The organism is Paenibacillus sp. FSL H7-0331 (assembly GCF_001956045.1).
Genome location: NZ_MRTH01000051.1, coordinates 1 through 18,005 on the forward strand (window position 1 = coordinate 1; position 18,005 = coordinate 18,005).

Sequence of the window (18,005 nt, forward strand, 5' to 3'; positions counted from 1 at the left end):
CAGCCAAAGGCTTGATCAACGGTTATGAAGACGGCACAGTGAAACCAAAAGTGAACACTACCCGCGCCCAAGCGGTCACGGTCATTCTCAGAGCTTTACAAGCGAAAAAGTAATAGTTCTAATGTGGGGGCTACTGCCGCTGAGCGCCAAACTGGTCGGCGCAAAATCTTAAATGAACGCATGAAAGAGGGACTTCCGCAGGCATGATTGATTGCCGGGGGATAGTCCCTTTTTTTTGTTGCAAATCAACGGTTTTATTACTGATTATGGTACAGAAGTAGATGTAATCTTCCCATTAAACAACGAGATAGTGAAATGTAATATACTTCACGGGCAGAAACGTTCGATCCCCGGCTACCGCTATCTTACGACCTTACAAAAAAGAGGTCGAACAGAAAGATCTGGTGACCTCATAATACGATTGGGCAGGATAGCTGAATGGGAATCGCATGTTTTATGGTATATTAATAGAAGATTAGACCGTGTTTTAACGACGAAAGGGATTGAAGAATTTCTCTGAACATAGTTATTTTAGGAGGTTACAACGTGGAAGTTTTTTTCAGATATTTAGCGTGTATTAATAACTCCAAACATCGCGACCGAACGGAGGAGATTTTGACGTGGGTTGCCAACAAATTCCCGAATTTGGAAGCGCAAATCAAGTGGAATACGCCAATGTATTCCGATCACGGCACATTTATTATCGGCTTTTCCACAGCGAAGCATCATTTGAGCGTTTCACCCGAAGAAGTATGCATCGCGCACTTTGCCGATAACATTGCTCAAGCTGGCTATAGATCTACCAAAGGCTTATTTAGAATACCGTGGAATGAGCCGGTAAATTACGAATTACTTGAGAGAATGATCGAGTTTAATATTTTGGATAAAGCAGACTATTCAACTTTTTGGCGGAAATAAAAAATGTTATTGAACTAACTGGGATACTTCATCCGTCCGCAAAGACGAGATTAGAATCGATTGTTTCAGTGTGATACAATTTCCCGTGCATGTTACCAATTTTTACTGGGGGACCATTATTAAATGAATATGTTCGTCTATATACGGAGGCGCGTTCGCTTGAAGCCATATTTCGTGCAGTTTGCAGGTTTCCGCATTGGTTTATCACCGTAACGGAGCGGCCTAGGCATAAGCAGCAGCTAATCAAACTACGGGTGCTCATAATGGGTAGTTTAATTATTTTTTGTCAAAATAATCATCTTGCACATTTAATTCGTTCAAACAACCAATAAATTTTTCCCTGAAATTATTATTGTTTTTATATTCCGGCCATGCAGCCTTATAATAAGGCAATAACTTCTCATGAGGGATAATGCCCCAATATAAAATAGAGCTTTTCATAATCTCCTTGTCGCAACCCATTAACATCTGTTCAATGATCTCCCAACTTTCTGATTTATCATTGCAACTGCGTGTGGCATAGATTGCGGTTGTTTGTATATTCGAGTCGTTGTGGCACAAAAAGGGCTTAAAGTTTTGGAGTGTAATCGCGCCGGAAGATTCCAAAACATACCCCACACGACGTAACGTTTCCGGGTCACGAACCCTGTCAAGACTTTGCAAGATCACTATTATAAAATCCTCTAAATCAAAAGATTTTCCATACCCGTTCAGAATCATTAAAGCTTGTAAAAAATCCTCATTTCTATCCGAATGCAAAAGCTCCAGAAGATAGTCTCTTCCCGCATCAACAGAGGTTTTGCAGATTAGCTGAATGGCTGTGGTGCGATCATTTTGTCTTTGGTCAGCAACGTTTTTTAAAACATCAATGGTTGGCTGCGAGATTTTTTTAAACTTGAACATTCCATCCAGCGCTTTTGATCTGATTTCTTCGTTAGGGGCGTTTTGATAAACTTGTATCAACGCATTTTCATCGCCCGGCATTCTGCTGCCAAACCACGCGATATCATAATCCAGAATAATTTCGTCCAGCCAGCGCTCATACCAGTCCAGAAAGTTGTCTTCATAGACAAAGAAAAAGGGATGATCAGGATAAAAATCTGAAGTGTAAACAATTTTCCCCCTGTGCTTCCCTTCAAGTACGAGATACATATCGTATTCACAACCTTGTGTGCCAATGCACAACATGCCACCCATCACCCTATCACGGGCGGTGTCGTATTCCAGGTCGGAGATGTCCTCATCATTGATCAGGGGGGCGGTCAGATGGTTCCATTCCTCTTTTGTCATTCCGGGATGCAGAACGCATTTTGCAGCGAGTGCATTTCTATCGGTACAGGAAGCTGCCTGTTCAATCGAATAAATCCCGTAATAAGGCCCGGCACCTCCATTTCCGACATTCGTTAAAAAATGTGTATAAGACTCCGGGAGTGAGACCGAATTTGTTGCTTGCCAGTCCGCAAGCTCTTTTACTGTAAGCTTGTCATAGACCCTGTATTTGTGTGATGATGCTCCAAACACCAAAAAAGCCGTATCTTTGCGCATAGCCTTTTTGAGTTTGTTTTTTATGCGATCCAGTTGCGTTTCTTTCTTCCAAAACCACATTTTGAATCCCCCTTGTTGATTATTGCCGGGCTTCCTTTGTTTGAATATCCAGCAATTTCAGCAGATGCGGAAATCGGTATTCTCCATACATACTCTGTATGTGCTGAGCAGCATCTGCCAGATCGATGCCGACAGAGGTTATATATAAAGGTTTGGAGCTGTTGCCGCGGTAAATCTTTTTGACAAAAGCTTCGTTGTCGCGAAAGGTATTTTTCGCAACACCGATGACTGGAATTTTCCCTGAAAAATTTGTGTAAACATAATGTCCGAGCCCGGGCTTTTTTTCATTGTTTAAGTACACATAGCCATCCACAACAATGGTATGTATTTGGTTAATATCAGTAAGTTTCATCAGTTCCTGTATGCAAGGGAGCTCTCGTTTATAGAAAAAACCAGGTTCGTATTCGTGCGGGTTTTCCGTATAAGACACGATGACTTCGTGTGGCGTAGAATCTTCCCAACATTGAAAAATAACTCCCACTGATTTCGCTTTATTTTCCTCATAATACACATCGACAGCGATGATCATGGATAGCGATTCCTTCCTTTAAGCTCATTTATGGCTATAGATTATAGCTAATATATCACATTTTTCCAGTAACGGGGAGCAGGAAAGGCCATCCTTTGCGGGATGGCCTTTAAACTTGCCGTTACAGACAACGCGATGAACCGTATCATAAGTAGCGGCAAATATCTGCTGCTATTACAATAGAACCAAGTAACCTTTTGCAACGATACTGGCACTTGTATATAGAATCTGAATACAGAGGAGGTGCAAGAGGTGCGACAGTGGATCGAGGAAGCTCGGCTTGGTGACCAAATTGCATGGGGGCGGATCGTGAAATATTTCGGTGGCATGGCATTTTCTGTAGCATATGGAAAATTAGGTGATTGGGGCCAAGCGGAGGATGCGGTTCAAGAAGCGTTCGCAGAGGCCTTTGCCAATCTCGCTAAGTTGAAGGATGCGGATGCGTTCCCGGGATGGTTCAAGACCATTATCGAACGTCAATGTCATCGCCTTCTTCGCCGTAAAAGACATTCCACGATGCCGATGGATGAAGCAAGTGCAATGGATGTAGAGAAATTCAATGTGGAATCTATCTTAGAAAAAAAGGAATGGCAGGAAAGACTTCATCAATCCGTCGAGGGTTTGTCTAGCAATTTAAAACTGGTAGTTCAATTATTTTATTTTCATGGGTATTCGATAAGAGAAATATCAAGTTACCTGAGTATATCTCCTTCCGTACTAAAAAAACGGTTGTTCGATGCCCGCAATAAGCTGAGGACGTCGCTAATTGTCACTGACTTTGTATCCATGTTCGACGATCTATACGAAGGGGGAGTATCAATGCTCCATATAGTAAACGGAGATTTTGTCGGTGATAAGTTGAGGAAGGGGAATATTCGCGGAGATATCTTGGTCTGGAGAGAAGTGTATCCGGTAGGTCCGGTATTCGTTGAAATGGGCGAGCCCATTCAGAGGTCGACAAGAGTGGAGTATTTGGAGAAAACCATGGGCATTCCGGCAGATGACTATGTGACAAATTGTAAGTCGCAAGAACAGATTCTGCAAAACTTCCACAAATACGATGAGGTTGTACTATGGTTCGAGCATGATTTATTTGACCAGCTCATGCTAAGCTTTTTGTTGCATTGGTTTTCAAGGCGGACACTAGGCCACACAAAACTGAATTTGCTGTGTATCGGCGACTACCCAGGTATTGATTTGTTTCGAGGATTGGGACAGCTTACAACTAAGCAGTTGGAAACATTGTCAGGTACGTGGCAGAGGATCGGACAAAAGGAGCTTGAGACGGGCAGAAGAATTTGGGAGGCATATGCCTCCCCGGATATAGAACGGCATGTTGAGCTTTTGCATGAAGACACATCGGAGCTGCCCTTTGCTCACGCGGCATTTGAGCTGCACTTATCCCGCCTGCCTTCGGCAATGAATGGGCTGGGGATTGTGGAGCAGACCATCTTGGAGCTTATTCGGCATGGGGTGAATACCCCGCGCGAGCTGTTTAAAGAGATAGGGAGCCGCTTAAGTGGGCTAGGCATGGGTGATTTGGAATTTTGGTATCGATTAAGGAATATGTCGGAACGACCGAATGCGCTATTAGAGATACGGGGGTCTCATACTATTCCTGATTATCGAAAGAAAACTACCCCATCCTTTGAAAATTGCGATATTTCATTAACGGAGGTAGGGATGGAAGTAGCCGCGGGAGTAAAGGACTGGGTGAAGGTGAAGGGAATGAATGAGTGGTATGGCGGTCTGCATCTACATGGTGATTTAACATGGCGCTGGGACCCTGAGAGAAAGCGGTTGGTTCATGGAATAAGGGAATAACTTGCCGTTACAGACAGCGTGGTGAACGATACCATAAGTGACGGCGAAAAATAGGGAGTTTTTCATAAAAAGCAATCTCGAAACGGTTACTCCTATTTTCGATTTCATTTTGCTTGATAGAATAGCATTTGTTCAGCTTGGACTACCCCCACTCCTCTTTTGAATCATGCAGATCAAGGCATTCGCAAGTTCGACATCAGGAAGGGCAGCACATGCTCGATGAATTGTTCCGCCGGCTCTTCCTGCCTTTGACTCCACTTCACAAGAGTTGTTGCTTGGCATTGTCCTTCATCGCCTGCGACAGGACCCGTCGTGCATTCAGCTGCTTAGTCGTTTCAATCTGCCACTCACAGACCGCCAGTATTAGATTGAACAACAGCTCTGTGCCCTGCATTCGCGTACCGGGAGAATCCGTGTAGATAGAATCTTCGTAAATGCTTTCTGAATTCGCGGAAGCCATTGGCTTGTCCAAATTAAAAGAAATGTAAGGGGAGGCGAATGAAATTATCTCCTACACAAAAATATTCAATTTGGTAATTGACTAATCAATAACTAAATGGTAAGATGAATTCAAGTTAGTGATTGATCGATAACAAATAAAAAATAAAAATGGAGCTGATGAAAAAATGGAAAAAGCGATTGTAATTGGAGCAACGGGTGGGACAGGAGCAGCAATCACGGAAGAGCTTGTCAAACGGGGAGTACCTACCATTGCTTTTGGGCGTTCGCGCCAGAAGTTGGAACAGTTTGCTGAAAAACTTGGCAATCCGAAGCATTTGATGCTCGCCATTGGGGACGCAATGTCTCCTGACGACATTGTAGCTCAAGCAGGCGGTGCTGACGTATTATTCCATTGCGCGAACGTACCCTACCACGAGATGGTGAACAAACTGATTCCGCTAGGCGAATCCGTGATGGAGGCGGCAGAACGGCTTGCGATTAAAGTAGTAGCGATCGACGGGATCTATCCTTATGGGAGAAAACAGATGGAGCTTGTCACGGAAGAACATCCAAAGGAGCCTCATACGATAAAAGGAAAAGTACGCCTGGACTATGAACGTATGTTGTTCAGTAATCGATGGACTAAGGTAAAAGTCATGATTGTTCGTTTGCCCGATTATTATGGACCCACGGCTAATGAAGCCTCGTATTTAGGTTCAACCCTAGAAGCAATAGCTGCTGGCAAAATGGCTTTTTTCATCGGCAACATGCATGTGCCTCGCGAATTCGTTTATTTACCGGATGCGGCTGCGATGGTTACTGAGTTGTCAGGCAAAGACTTCGCATATGGACAGAACTGGAATATACCGGGTGCTGGGCTTATATCAGGGCAAGAGATCGTACGGATTGCACAAACGGCAAGTGGCCATGTTAAACCGGTCATTCCCCTGAAAAAATTAGGTTTATCGTTGATAGGTATGGGCGTGCCCGTGATGAAAGAAATCGTCGAGATGCTTTATTTAACCGAAGAGCCGCTGACACTAAGCAGAGAAAAATACAACCGGTTCATTGGACCGATCACCGCGACGGCGTTCCAGGAGGGTATTACTTCAACTGTTTTGGCATTGCAGAAGAGCAAGGCATCTATTGCACAAAAGTAATTGATTAATCAATCATAAAGGAGATGAAATAGTATGTCTAGATCGTTTAAGTTAAAAACATTCACGATGAGCTTTCTTTTACTAATAATAATTGTGATTGGCTGGGTCATCTGGCGGATACAGACTGGTATTGATCAATGGCCAACTTGGCAGAAAAACGTCTCCCAGGCGCGGTTATCCGGTCCTATCGCAGTAGGAAGCACCTTCCAGTGGGAGACGCATGGGCTACCCATCGACTCCACCATCCGCGAGGTCGACCCCATGCGACGCATTGTTTGGTGGGGGCCAGCACAAGGCATCGATGGCGTCCACGTATGGACCATCACTCCCACTGCCAAAGGAGTCGTTGTGCACACCACGGAGTCTTGGGACGGTCCGCCTGTAGCAGCCGACCCCGACAGCATGCGCGCGGCACTCACGTCCTCGCTCAATGCCTGGCTTGCTGACCTCAAGACAACTGCCGAGGCGGCTAACTAAAAAGTAGCCTTTATTAATCGAAGAGGCCGACAGACACCTATCACCATATATTCCAATGATTAAGGACAGGTACGCACTCGAATAGTTTGAAGAACTTGTACAGGCAGGCCATAATGTGCGTGCGATGACGCGCAACCCGGCAAAAGCAAATTTTCCAGAAGGGGTTGAGGTCGTATATGGCGACCTTGCTTCCCCAGAGTCTCTTGTGCCCGCGTTGCGAGGCGTTACCAGCATGCACTTGATCACTTTTAACAGTGAAGGTTTCGGCTCGCTGCAGACTGGACCTGAAATTGTGGAACTTGCCAAAAAAGCTGGAGTAGAGCGAGTCACGGTATTGTGGAACGGTGTGAACGGCCACGAAGTGCTGACGATACCAGAGAAGGTTCGCACGATTAGTGAAGCAATCGGAAAGGATATCCGTTTCGTCGAGCTCACCGAAGATCAAGCGCGCGAACGCATGCGGATTAAGGGAGCCCAAGAGGACGTTATTGATTTTGTAATAGGTTGGCATGCCAACCCTCCTAAATCTGCGTATACAGTGGTTCCTACCGTCGAGCAGGTCACTGGCCGCCCAGCACGCACCTCTGCCGAGTGGGTGTCTGAACACGTGCAATATTTTACAAACCCATGAATCGAAGTGTTACAAAGTAGCAACTAAAGATTAAGCTAAGCAATCTTATAGCCGTTGTACAGGCACGCATATTTCGCAAAAGTCTTGGTTAACCATTTCACCAGTGTATTTTTCTAAAATCGGTTTGTTGTCAATTTGATATCCTCTGTTGTGTAAAGCTGGAAAAATTTCATTCCATGCTTTTTGAATATCTTCTGCTGTATGTTTGACTTTGCAAATAACATATTCTCCGCCAGAAAGTTCACCTTCGTTAATTGAATCATCAATTTGATAATCCTTCACAATGACAATACATGCATCATATCTACAGTTTTCAGGAAGTGTTGTTTGAGGGTTATCTTGTGGAATTCCAAGTAAAATTGCCGATTCAGTAAGTAGTTTTTTCTCACCTGCCCATTTTTTTAACTTATCCATTGCTTGAATATTGGCAAAACCATACGGACCAATTTGTCGGACATATGCAATTCGATAATTCGGGAGAGATTCGATTCTAGTATCCATAACTTCATCTTCCTTTCTCTAATGTGTTATTTTCTACATTTTGGATATTATCATGATATAAAAAAATAATCATTTGATTTTTTTATATTGAAAATTTTACCGAATGGGTTGCCGCGGATAGGCAGCAGATGCGTAAGCACCGAGGGATGAATTGCGAATCGATGAAGGAATAGCCATTACCTACAAGCTTGAATTAATGGAATAAGTTGGTCCTTGGACATCAAGGGCAGTATGGATAAATATGGAATGTTATTATAAAATAGAATATAGCTATTCAAATGAATTATATTGTAGGAATGTTGCGGTAGGATTCTGGGGGAATATGCCGACGAGCTGGGTAAGTTAAAGTAGAACTTGTATCTCTCCCAAAATAATATCATGAGAGGGAGTGAGTGACATACATGTATATGATCTCGGCCGTCTTGTATTTCCTGACGCATCACCCGATCTGGTCATTTTTGATAATCTTATTCTTCAGCTTTGCCATGGGTATCCTCTTATTAATATGGCGTAACCATGTCAAATGGTTTTTTATCTTGCCGACTGTTGGTTTTCTGGCAGCGATTTTCAACATCTTTCTCACACATTATGTAAATTCATTATTTCTTAACGCCGTTGGAACGGAGGGTACTGCAATCATTGTTTATGCAGAGGAAACAAACTCCTTGTACAATGATCAATATGTTTGGGAGTACGAAGTAGTCCTTAAAACCTCCGATGGGCAAGATGTGGCGACGAGTTTCACTACCATGTCCGCCAGTATCTATCCGCTGCGCAATGCCATTCTTATTCCGCCCAAGGGTGAAGTTTTCGTCGCCAAATATGTTACAGGTTTCGAACGTAATATCCTCATCATGAGCGACAAGTCAGATTACGGAAAAAAATGGGTAATCAATACAGACTTAAAACCGGTTAAAAAAGCCGAAGGCCAACTTGCAACAAGCCCCACCAATCCGAAATTTATTTCGGAATACCGCCTGGCACTTCAGGCATTCCTCGAAAAGCACCGCGATGGGCCTGATTCAGCTCTAATGCGTCAGTATGAGCAAAAACTCGAAGCTCTAGAAGCGACGGAACGCAAGCTGCAGCCCTAGCAGTAGGATTCTAACCATTTTCATTATCTGCGCTGTACAGACGGCTAACGGAGAATCATAGTGGAGGAGCTAGTCGCGAGATAGCTTCTCTTTTTTTTATAGTCGTCATACTTGTGCCATGTTCGCTTAGCCTATTATCAGCGATGATAGAAACAGAAGCGACACAACGTGCAGGATGAAGGAGGTAGTGCTATATGACCAATTATCAGCGACTTATTAAGGAAGAGTTACAACAAATTGAACGGGATGAACAAGTTCGGATTTTATATGCATGTGAATCGGGTAGTCGTGCTTGGGGATTTCCTTCACAGGACAGCGATTACGACGTCAGATTTATATATATCCGACCGGTAGAGTGGTATTTGTCCATTGTCGATAAACGGGATGTTATTGAGCGTCCGATCAACAATATGCTGGATATTAACGGCTGGGATTTGAAGAAAGCCTTGAAGCTGTTTCGCAAATCCAACCCGCCGCTGCTGGAATGGCTGCAGTCGCCGATGGTATATATGGAGAACTATTCGGTTGCTGAACAAATCCGCGGCATTTCTCCAACAACCTTCTCACCGCATTCGTGCATGCATCATTATCTGCATATGGCGAAAGGGAATTACCGGGAGTATCTGCAAGGAGATCAAGTAAAGATTAAAAAGTATTTTTATGTACTGCGTCCGATCCTGGCATGTGAGTGGATTGAGAAGTACAATACTATGCCGCCTATCGAGTTTCATTTATTGGTAGAAGGCCTAGTGCCAGAGGGCAGTGAGCTAAAGGGCATTATTCAAGAGCTGCTGGTTCGGAAAATGGCTGGTGATGAGATGGATTACGAAGCAAGAATTAATCCGATCAATGAGTTCCTGGAAGATAGAATTCATTACTATGACAGGACGGCATCCAATATGTCTTCTGCTGAGGGCGGTCTGACTAATCGGCTTGACGAGTTGTTCCGATCGGCACTCGAGGAGGTTTGGTTTATTGCATAGAAACTTACCCTATAGTGGAAATTACCTGTATGGCTGAATCTGAAATGCCTGTTTGAGTTGAAAAAAAGGAGATGCCGATATGGGGATTCTGAAGGGTAAAGTAGCTATTGTGACGGGTGCTGGAAGCGATTCTTCTTGCTGGGGAAGGAGCCCAAATCGTGGCCACCGATATTAATGCTGCCTCCGTACAAGCTGTTGTGAAGGAGATTGAAGCACACGGCGGACAAGCGATTGCTTATGCGCATAATGTTGCAATGGAGGACGAGTGGATCAAGGTCGTGGCCGGAACTATGGAGACATACGGCAGACTGGATGTGCTGGTTAATAATGCGGGGATTTCATTGGCTACTGGGTTGTTAGAGACGACGATTGAACAATGGGACAAGGTCATGAACATCAATTTGAAGAGCACCTTCCTCGGGATGAAACACGCTATTCCACATATGCAGGCCAACAAGGGGGGATCCATTATTAATATTTCTTCCATTGCTGGTCTTACAGGAAGCAGCGGCGCAGGTGCATACACAGCTTCCAAAGGCGGTGTTCGCATGCTGTCCAAAGCCGCTGCCGTTGATTATGGCAAGGACAACATTCGGGTCAACTCGGTTCACCCCGGCTTTATTGAGACACCGATGAGCTCAGATTTTGTACATAACGAGCAGATGCTGAAGTGGTTTTTGTCTCAGACAGCCCTCCCAAGGGTAGGACAAGCTTCTGAAGTGGCGGCAGCGGTGTTATTCCTGGCTTCGGATGCGTCTTCCTATATTACAGGCATCGAATTACCTGTAGATGGAGGCGTTACGGCGAAGTAATCTGAACAGTATCCATCTTATAGAACAAGCCTGAGCTGAGATCTTTGTGATCTCACTCAGGCTTGTTTGGCTATTGGGCTGAATGATCATACTACATCTCACATATCGGGATGATAAGAATAATTCTTCCCAATCCATTAAGGATGCACTATATTTAGTAATACATGGAATTAATAGGAGGTTGCTATGTGCGCAAATGGCTCGGTTTCTTTCTAAGCATCACTTGTATCGCGACTACGTTAGTGTTTACGATGTATTATACCTATCAATTTTATATGGCTAACCAAACGGATGAGTTCCAAAACACAACCGCTCCTGATACCAAATACAGGTTAATGTTTATCGCTACTGAACAGAATGCGCCCTCCAGGGGAAGAGTTCAGGAAAGAGCCTTGGAAGAAGCGCAGAAGCAAGGGGCTTCTATTCAATTTCGCAACGCGGTAAGGCCGAACGAGGATGAAATTATGAAGCAAATGGAGGTCGGGATAGCCGCCAGGGTCGATGTCATGATTGTTCAGGGGATGGACAGCCCGAGGTTTGTTCAAGTCGTGAATAAGGCATCCGCTCAGGGGATTGCAGTCATTACCGTATTTACTGACTCACCGGACAGCCTGAGAAAAGTGTATGTGGGTGCAGACCATTTCATCGAGGGCAATCAGATGGCTGATAAGGTCGCGAAGGCTGTTCATTATGAGGGAGCTGTTGGTATTCTGTATGACAGTAAGGATCACAGTTATCAAAATGAACGATTGAAGGGAATTGTACAAGCGCTATCCAAGTATCCGGCGATCCGCGTCGTTCAGGCGCAGTTTGAAGGAGACTCCCGAGATGGGGCCTATCGACGAACAAACGATTTGTTAAATGATGGCGAGCACCTGCGTGCGATAGTCGGTTTAAGTTCGGAGTCCGTGGTCGGCTCTGTGCAAGCGCTTACTAGCCGTGATCGGATTCAGGATTATTTTGTCGCTGCTTTTGATGATTCACCGGAAATTATGCATTTGATATCTTCGAACAAGATTGATGGGGTCATGCTGCACGATGACGGCGATGTCGGACAAACCAGCGTTTCATTAGCGTTGGAATGGCTGCGAGGCAAGAATCTGCCGCTGGAGCCTTACCATTATGTGACGAATCGGCTGTATACGAGTGAGGAGTTCATGCATGAAAACATTGCAAAGTAAAATGATCATGCTGACGGTCATTATTTTGGTATTTATGGCAGGACTATGGCTATTTCTTAACAATCAGCACCAACTGACGATTGAAAAATACAATTCGATTCTCCAGCGCTATATGGCAATGAACGAGCTGACGAATCTGAGTACGGAAGCGGTCAAGCAGCTTAACGGGTATACCAATAACCCCAGTAAGGAAACAGAAGCCCGATTTAGCTACGCGGTCGAGAAACTCGAAAGAAATTATGTTGAGCTGCCCGCGCTTATCAATTCGGGTAACAAGACGACCTTGCTTAATTTCAAAAATATGATTGCGAGCCTGGTTGAGACGATGAAGCTCTCAGCCAAGGATACCGAGCGACAGGAGAAAAACTCGGCACTTACAAGGCTGGAGGAAGCGATCCAAGTTAATAAATTCGTTCATGAGGAAATGCTTTCTTTGCTTAACCAGGAGTTGAATACATATAACGATTTTTATGTGCGTATGATTCGGCAGAGTGCAGATTTGCGCAAGCTTGGATTCTGGAGCTTAGGTCTGGCCTCGGCGCTGCTATTTTTGTTCTCGTATCAATTTGTCGGCAGCATTACCCGTCCAGTTCGAACGTTAGCGGCTGCAGCCCGGGAAATATCTGCGGGTAATTTTGATAAGCCTATAGAAATCAAAGGCAGGGATGAATTGTCCTTGCTCACCTTGACGATGAATCGGATGAGAATCAGTATCAAAAATTTGATTGAGGAAATGAGTATCAAAGCGCAGCTGGAAAAAGACTTACGGGATCATAAATTATTGTTGAAGGAAAGCGAGCTGCGCAGCTTGCAAAATCAAATCAATCCTCACTTTTTATTCAATACACTGAACATGCTGGCCAAAAAAGCTTATTTGGAAGGTGCCGAGGAAACCAGCGAGCTGATTGCGAGTGTGTCCGGTCTTTTGCGCTACAATCTACGAAGCTTGAAAGGGATGGTGACGCTCAGGGAGGAGCTGCATGTCATTCAAGAATATTTGATCATACAGAAAGCCCGATTCGGCTCCAGAGTGGGGTATGAGCTGAAGCTGGATGAGTCGTGTTTTACCGTACCTATTCCTTGTATGACGCTGCAGCCCTTTGTTGAGAATGCGATCATCCATGCGATTGAACCGCTTGAGCAAGGGGGGACAATCCGTATCGAGGTAATTAGACAGAATGAACAAGTGATCATCGAAATTGCCGACGATGGCGGCGGCATGAAGGAGGAGCAGATTGCTGCTTTTTTCCATTTTCGCGATCATGATCCGGAGGAATCCATCACAGTTGGGACAACTACCGGAATAGGTATACCCAATGTGATTCGCCGTCTCCAGTTGTATTGTGGGACAGACGATGTCGTTCAGATTAGCAGTGATAAGGACAAAGGAACCGTCATTCGGTTGACTTTGCCGCAACAAGGAGGAAATAAGGGATGACTTTATTTAAAATATTGATCGCAGACGATGAGGAACTCGAACGTGAAGCGCTGAGCCGTATTTTGAGTAAAGGACTGAACGATATCGAAATCGTCGGATTGGCGCATAACGGGAGAATGGCGGTGGAGCTGGCGGAGCAGCATCGGCCTGATGTGATTTTATTAGATATCAAGATGCCGGGAGTGGACGGACTGGAAGCGGCTCAGATCATTCGAAGCACGGACCGCGATGTGAAGATCATTATGGTCACGGCGTTTGATTCCTTTGATTATGCCCAACAAGCGCTTCGCCTGCAGGTGAGCGATTATATGCTGAAGCCAAGCAAGTCGTCGGTGATTTTGGAGACGGTGGGCCAGGTGTTGAAAGAGCTGGAGGGGGAGCGGGAGAATCGTCAGCGGCAGCTTCGTGTAGTGGAAAAGCTGGATAAGCTGCTGCCTGTATTGGAGGCGGATTATGTGACACAGCTATTATATGACAGCGTTCACGAGTCGCATCTACAGGAAATGGTGTCATTGCTGGAATGGAAGGAGCAGGGGCCTGCCTTTGTCATGGTATGTACGATTCAGACGGAAGGCGATGACGCAAGCTTGCCCGCCGTCTATAAATCGCTGACCGAATATTTCCGAACCACTTCAGATGGATGGGTTGGGAAGCTCAGCTTTAACCAGATGCCGATTATCGTTTTGGCTGATGTGCAGCAATCGTACCGTGCGCAAAGCACCTCGCTCATACGCAAATTACTTAATTACGTTAGCTGCTTTCGTGGTGTACGCGTATTTATCGGCATTGGCAGCTGCTCGGAGTCTACTCACGACATCCGGCAATCGTATCATGAGGCTCTGTTAGCTTCGACTGATTTGTCGATTCCGACCCATTGTCGGCATTACTCTGATCTACTGCTGGAGGATAATCGGTCAGCTCTGCGTTCTTCGGAAACGGAAAAGGAGGTGCTGGAGCAAGCTCGCCGAGGCCAATGGCATGAGGTGAACAGGCTTCTGCAGCAATGGATCAACGGCTTTGAAGCTGAGGGCTGCCGACTGGTTGAAGCACAGCAGCGGGTTCAAGACCTGCTGTTGATCTTGTCCCGATTTACCCTGGAGCTTGGTGCCAGGACGGAAAAGCCTTATTATGCCTTTCAAATTGTGAGCTATGCCCAGCTTCGGTCGGAGCTGCTTCGTATTGTGGATGGAATCGTAAGATCCGTCAAGGAGATGCAGACCCAGGTGGAGCCCGACTTGATGCTCAAGGTCAAAGCCTATATTATCCAGCATGCACAGCGGGAAATATCGCTTGATTTGATCGCTGAGCATGTCCAGATCAGCCCATTTTATATAAGCCGGCTGTTTAAGGAAACCTTCGGGACGAACTATGTGGATTTTTTGACGGAGTGCCGGATCGATAAGGCCAAGGAGCTCATGTCCGATGAAGGGAAGAGCTTGAAGGAGATTGCCTATGAGGTAGGCTACCACGATCCGAATTACTTCAGCCGTGTGTTTAAAAGAACCGTAGGCCAATCGCCGACCGATTATCGAAAAGATTTGCTGACACGGCATCGTCCGCTATCCACTAACCATGAAAGCGTTTAAAAAAGTGAAGAAGATAACAAGATAGTGCAGATAATGGTTCAACTGAAAGCGCTCTCCCCATGATAAATTCAAGTTGTAAGCAAGTTTAACAAACAAATAACTTTACAATTAGAGGGAGAGGTTCGAATTGATGAACAAATGGTTGAAAAAGAGCGGCATCGTGGGCTTGGCATTGACTTTTACCGTAGCTTTAACGGGCTGCACAACTGGAGAAACCAAGCCAGCGGCAGCAGGTGGCGATTCGAAGCCAGCCGCTACAGCACCAGCCGCGGATAAGAAAGACAAGAAGATTGTTATCGGGATGTCGCTTGACACCTTGCAGGAAGAGCGGTGGCAGCGTGACCGCGACATGTTCGTAGCCAAAGCCAAGGAGCTTGGAGCGGAAGTTAACGTGCAGGCAGCGAACAGCGATGACGCGAAGCAAATCGCACAGGCGGAGAACTTGATCAGCCAAGGCGTAGATATTCTTGTGGTCGTACCTCATAACGCTGAGGCGACAGCAGCCATTGTACAAAAAGCACATGCGGCCAACATCAAGGTCATCTCTTATGACCGATTGATCAAAAACTCGGACGTGGACCTTTACATTTCCTTTGATAATGAGCGTGTTGGTGAGATGCAGGCGAAAGCGATTGTAGAAAAAGCGCCAAAAGGCAAATATGTGCTAATTGAGGGTTCAGAAACAGACAATAACGCACATTTATTCAAAAAAGGGCAGATGAACATTTTAAAGCCGCTGGTGGATAAAGGCGATATCAAGATTGTATACGAGCAATGGACGAAGGATTGGGGTCCGGCTAATGCACTGGCTAATATGGAAAATGCTCTGACAACGAACAAGAATGAAGTTGATGCAGTTGTTGCTGCCAACGACGGTACAGCAGGCGGAGTTATTCAAGCACTGACGGCGCAGAAGCTGGCTGGTAAAATTCCGGTTTCCGGCCAAGATGCGGAGCTGGCTGCGATGCAGCGTATTGTTGAAGGTACGCAGTTAATGACCGTGTATAAGCCGCTGAAGAAGCTGGCGGATGAAGCTGCTACTGTTGCTGTGAAGATGGCTAAAGGCGAAAAGGTAGACGCTCCGAAAAAAGTGAATAATGCCAAAATCGATGTACCGTCCATCCTGCTCGATCCTGTAGCGGTGAACAAAGATAATGTGGATTCAACCGTCATTGCGGACGGCTTCCATAAGAAAGAAGATGTATACAAGAACGTTAAGAAATAAGCAGCGAGCCGAGAGGGCGGGGAATCCCGCCCTTTTTCTGAGAGGGAAACCGAGAAGGGGGAATAGTTACATGGAAACCATGGCCCTTGAAATGAAAACGATTACGAAGGAATTTCCGGGGGTTAAGGCACTGAATCAGGTCACATTTAAGGTGAAGAAGGGTGAGGTGCACGCTTTGTGCGGGGAGAATGGAGCGGGCAAATCGACTTTAATGAAAGTGCTAAGCGGGCTGTATCCGGCGGGAACCTACGAAGGTGAAATTCTGGTCGACGGCGTCGTACAGCGGTTCGGACATATTAAAGACGCGGAAAAGGCAGGCATTGCTATCATCTATCAGGAGCTTGCATTGGTGAAGAATCTGACCGTTGGTGAAAATCTGTTTTTAGGTAACGAGCCTTCCCGCTTCGGTATTATGGACTGGGATTATGTTTACCTCGAGACGGAAAGCTGGCTGCGTCAGGTGGGTTTAAGCGGCATCAAGCCGGATCGGATTACGGGGACGCTTGGCATCGGGCAGCAGCAGTTGATTGAAATAGCAAAAGCCTTATCCAAGAAGGCAAAAATCCTCATCCTCGATGAGCCGACAGCGGCACTGACCGAGAAGGAAGTTGCTATTTTGCTTGCCATTTTGAAAGAGTTCAAAAATCTGGGTGTTACCTGCATTTATATCTCACATAAATTAAATGAAGTATTCGAGATCGCGGATACGATTACCATACTGCGTGATGGACTGACGATTGCTTCGCAGCCGACATCGGAATTGACCGAGGATAAAGTGATTTCACTTATGGTGGGACGAGAATTAAAAGAACGGTTTCCTCGTGTGGAGGCACAACCGGGTACAACGATGCTGGCAGTGAAGGATTACACGGTATGGGACCCGAGCCAGCCGGGACGTAAAGTGATTGACAACCTATCTTTTGAATTAAAGCAGGGAGAAATTCTCGGCATCTCGGGTTTGGTCGGAGCCGGTCGCAGTGAATTGGTGCTGAGTTTGTTTGGAGCTTATGAGGGAGCAAAGCAAGGCAGCGTTGCCATTGACGGCAAACCTGTAAATATTAAAAGTACACAACAGGCCATAGAGCACGGAATGGCGCTAGTATCCGAGGATCGAAAAAAATATGGGCTGGTGCTGGATATGGATATTAAAAATAATATCAGCTTGTCCAGTTTACATAGCATTTCCGTCCGCGGGGTCATTCAGGAAAATCAGGAAATAGCCGTCGGTCAGGATTACATTCAACAGCTGAAAATAAAAGCGAATTCGGTAGAAACCGTTGTAGGTACATTAAGCGGCGGCAACCAGCAGAAGGTGGTTATTGGGAAATGGTTAATGACCAAGCCCAAAATTCTCATATTGGATGAGCCGACGCGTGGGATCGATGTAGGCGCTAAGTTCGAAATTTATAACATCATGAATCAATTATTATCGCAGGGGGTGGCCATTATTATGATCTCATCCGAACTGCCTGAAGTATTAGGGGTCAGCCACCGGATTATGGTGATTTCGGAGGGTAAGATGGCCGGTATATTCAACTATCAATCAGCAACTCAGGAGGTTATCATGGCGGCAGCAACAGGGGGAATCAAACATGGCTAA

At 45.5% G+C, this 18,005-nt stretch carries 16 protein-coding genes and 2 pseudogenes; 14 read left to right on the forward strand and 4 right to left on the reverse strand.

Translation table 11 applies throughout. From position 1 onward, the window contains the following. Positions 1 to 11: 11 nt before the first annotated feature. Together BK127_RS37320 and BK127_RS37325 are read left to right on the forward strand one after the other, a co-directional pair. Positions 12 to 113, forward strand: coding sequence for an S-layer homology domain-containing protein (locus BK127_RS37320; RefSeq protein WP_256711612.1), 102 nt, complete (start codon positions 12 to 14; stop codon positions 111 to 113). 433 nt (positions 114 to 546) lie between these two features. Then, positions 547 to 918: an iron chaperone gene (locus tag BK127_RS37325; protein WP_076237767.1), complete on the forward strand. Its 372-nt coding sequence runs from the start codon at positions 547 to 549 to the stop codon at positions 916 to 918. Positions 919 to 1,194: 276 nt separating this feature from the next. On the opposite strand, the gene BK127_RS37330 is transcribed toward BK127_RS37325, so the two are convergent. Both BK127_RS37330 and BK127_RS37335 read right to left on the reverse strand, forming a co-directional pair. Next, positions 1,195 to 2,523 carry an SMI1/KNR4 family protein gene (locus BK127_RS37330; RefSeq protein ID WP_076237768.1) on the reverse strand — a complete coding sequence of 443 codons (1,329 nt, stop codon included), beginning with the start codon at positions 2,521 to 2,523 and terminating at the stop codon, positions 1,195 to 1,197. 19 nt (positions 2,524 to 2,542) lie between these two features. Continuing rightward, positions 2,543 to 3,052 carry an endonuclease V gene (locus BK127_RS37335; protein WP_076237769.1) on the reverse strand — a complete coding sequence of 170 codons (510 nt, stop codon included), beginning with the start codon at positions 3,050 to 3,052 and terminating at the stop codon, positions 2,543 to 2,545. Positions 3,053 to 3,304: 252 nt separating this feature from the next. Here BK127_RS37335 and BK127_RS37340 point away from each other — a divergent pair, with 252 nt between their 5' ends. Then, positions 3,305 to 4,876, forward strand: a complete 1,572-nt coding sequence (locus BK127_RS37340; protein WP_076237770.1) for a sigma-70 family RNA polymerase sigma factor — start codon at positions 3,305 to 3,307, stop codon at positions 4,874 to 4,876. A gap of 259 nt (positions 4,877 to 5,135) precedes the next feature. Here the strand turns inward: BK127_RS37340 and BK127_RS45200 are convergent, their stop codons facing one another. Beyond that, positions 5,136 to 5,336: a hypothetical protein gene (locus tag BK127_RS45200; protein WP_076237771.1), complete on the reverse strand. Its 201-nt coding sequence runs from the start codon at positions 5,334 to 5,336 to the stop codon at positions 5,136 to 5,138. Between the two features lie 166 nt (positions 5,337 to 5,502). On the opposite strand from BK127_RS45200, the gene BK127_RS37350 reads away from it, so the two are divergent. The 3 genes and pseudogenes from BK127_RS37350 to BK127_RS37360 all read left to right on the forward strand — a co-directional run. After that, positions 5,503 to 6,477 carry an SDR family NAD(P)-dependent oxidoreductase gene (locus BK127_RS37350; protein ID WP_076237772.1) on the forward strand — a complete coding sequence of 325 codons (975 nt, stop codon included), beginning with the start codon at positions 5,503 to 5,505 and terminating at the stop codon, positions 6,475 to 6,477. A 33-nt stretch (positions 6,478 to 6,510) separates the two neighbouring features. After that, positions 6,511 to 6,954, forward strand: coding sequence for an SRPBCC family protein (locus BK127_RS37355; protein WP_076237773.1), 444 nt, complete (start codon positions 6,511 to 6,513; stop codon positions 6,952 to 6,954). A 100-nt stretch (positions 6,955 to 7,054) separates the two neighbouring features. Then, positions 7,055 to 7,585 (forward strand): annotated as a pseudogene (locus tag BK127_RS37360) (NmrA family NAD(P)-binding protein); the annotation flags it as partial. A gap of 45 nt (positions 7,586 to 7,630) precedes the next feature. Here BK127_RS37360 and BK127_RS37365 read toward each other — a convergent pair. After that, a complete protein-coding gene (locus tag BK127_RS37365; RefSeq protein WP_076237774.1) occupies positions 7,631 to 8,086 on the reverse strand; it encodes an AraC family transcriptional regulator in 456 nt (151 codons plus the stop codon). Positions 8,087 to 8,493: 407 nt separating this feature from the next. Between BK127_RS37365 and BK127_RS37370 the strand changes: the two genes are divergently transcribed. The 8 genes and pseudogenes from BK127_RS37370 to BK127_RS37405 all read left to right on the forward strand — a co-directional run bounded on the left by BK127_RS37370 (position 8,494) and on the right by BK127_RS37405 (position 18,005). Then, complete coding sequence (locus BK127_RS37370; RefSeq protein ID WP_179097741.1) at positions 8,494 to 9,180, forward strand: hypothetical protein; 687 nt, start codon at positions 8,494 to 8,496, stop codon at positions 9,178 to 9,180. 194 nt (positions 9,181 to 9,374) lie between these two features. Beyond that, a complete protein-coding gene (locus BK127_RS37375) occupies positions 9,375 to 10,163 on the forward strand; it encodes a nucleotidyltransferase domain-containing protein (protein WP_076237776.1) in 789 nt (262 codons plus the stop codon). Between the two features lie 79 nt (positions 10,164 to 10,242). Beyond that, a pseudogene (locus tag BK127_RS37380) lies at positions 10,243 to 10,975 on the forward strand (SDR family NAD(P)-dependent oxidoreductase). Between the two features lie 188 nt (positions 10,976 to 11,163). Then, on the forward strand, positions 11,164 to 12,156 hold the full coding sequence (locus tag BK127_RS37385; protein WP_076237777.1) for a sugar ABC transporter substrate-binding protein: 993 nt from the start codon (positions 11,164 to 11,166) through the stop codon (positions 12,154 to 12,156). Then, positions 12,137 to 13,594, forward strand: coding sequence for a sensor histidine kinase (locus BK127_RS37390; protein ID WP_076237778.1), 1,458 nt, complete (start codon positions 12,137 to 12,139; stop codon positions 13,592 to 13,594). Before BK127_RS37385 ends, BK127_RS37390 begins: the two co-directional genes overlap by 20 nt. After that, on the forward strand, positions 13,591 to 15,180 hold the full coding sequence (locus BK127_RS37395) for a response regulator (RefSeq protein ID WP_076237779.1): 1,590 nt from the start codon (positions 13,591 to 13,593) through the stop codon (positions 15,178 to 15,180). The genes BK127_RS37390 and BK127_RS37395 overlap by 4 nt, the downstream gene beginning before the upstream one ends. A 130-nt stretch (positions 15,181 to 15,310) precedes the next feature. Beyond that, positions 15,311 to 16,405 (forward strand): D-xylose ABC transporter substrate-binding protein, encoded by a 1,095-nt coding sequence (xylF, locus tag BK127_RS37400; protein WP_076237780.1) that lies wholly within the window; start codon positions 15,311 to 15,313, stop codon positions 16,403 to 16,405. A 70-nt stretch (positions 16,406 to 16,475) separates the two neighbouring features. Beyond that, positions 16,476 to 18,005: a xylose ABC transporter ATP-binding protein gene (locus BK127_RS37405; protein WP_076237781.1), complete on the forward strand. Its 1,530-nt coding sequence runs from the start codon at positions 16,476 to 16,478 to the stop codon at positions 18,003 to 18,005.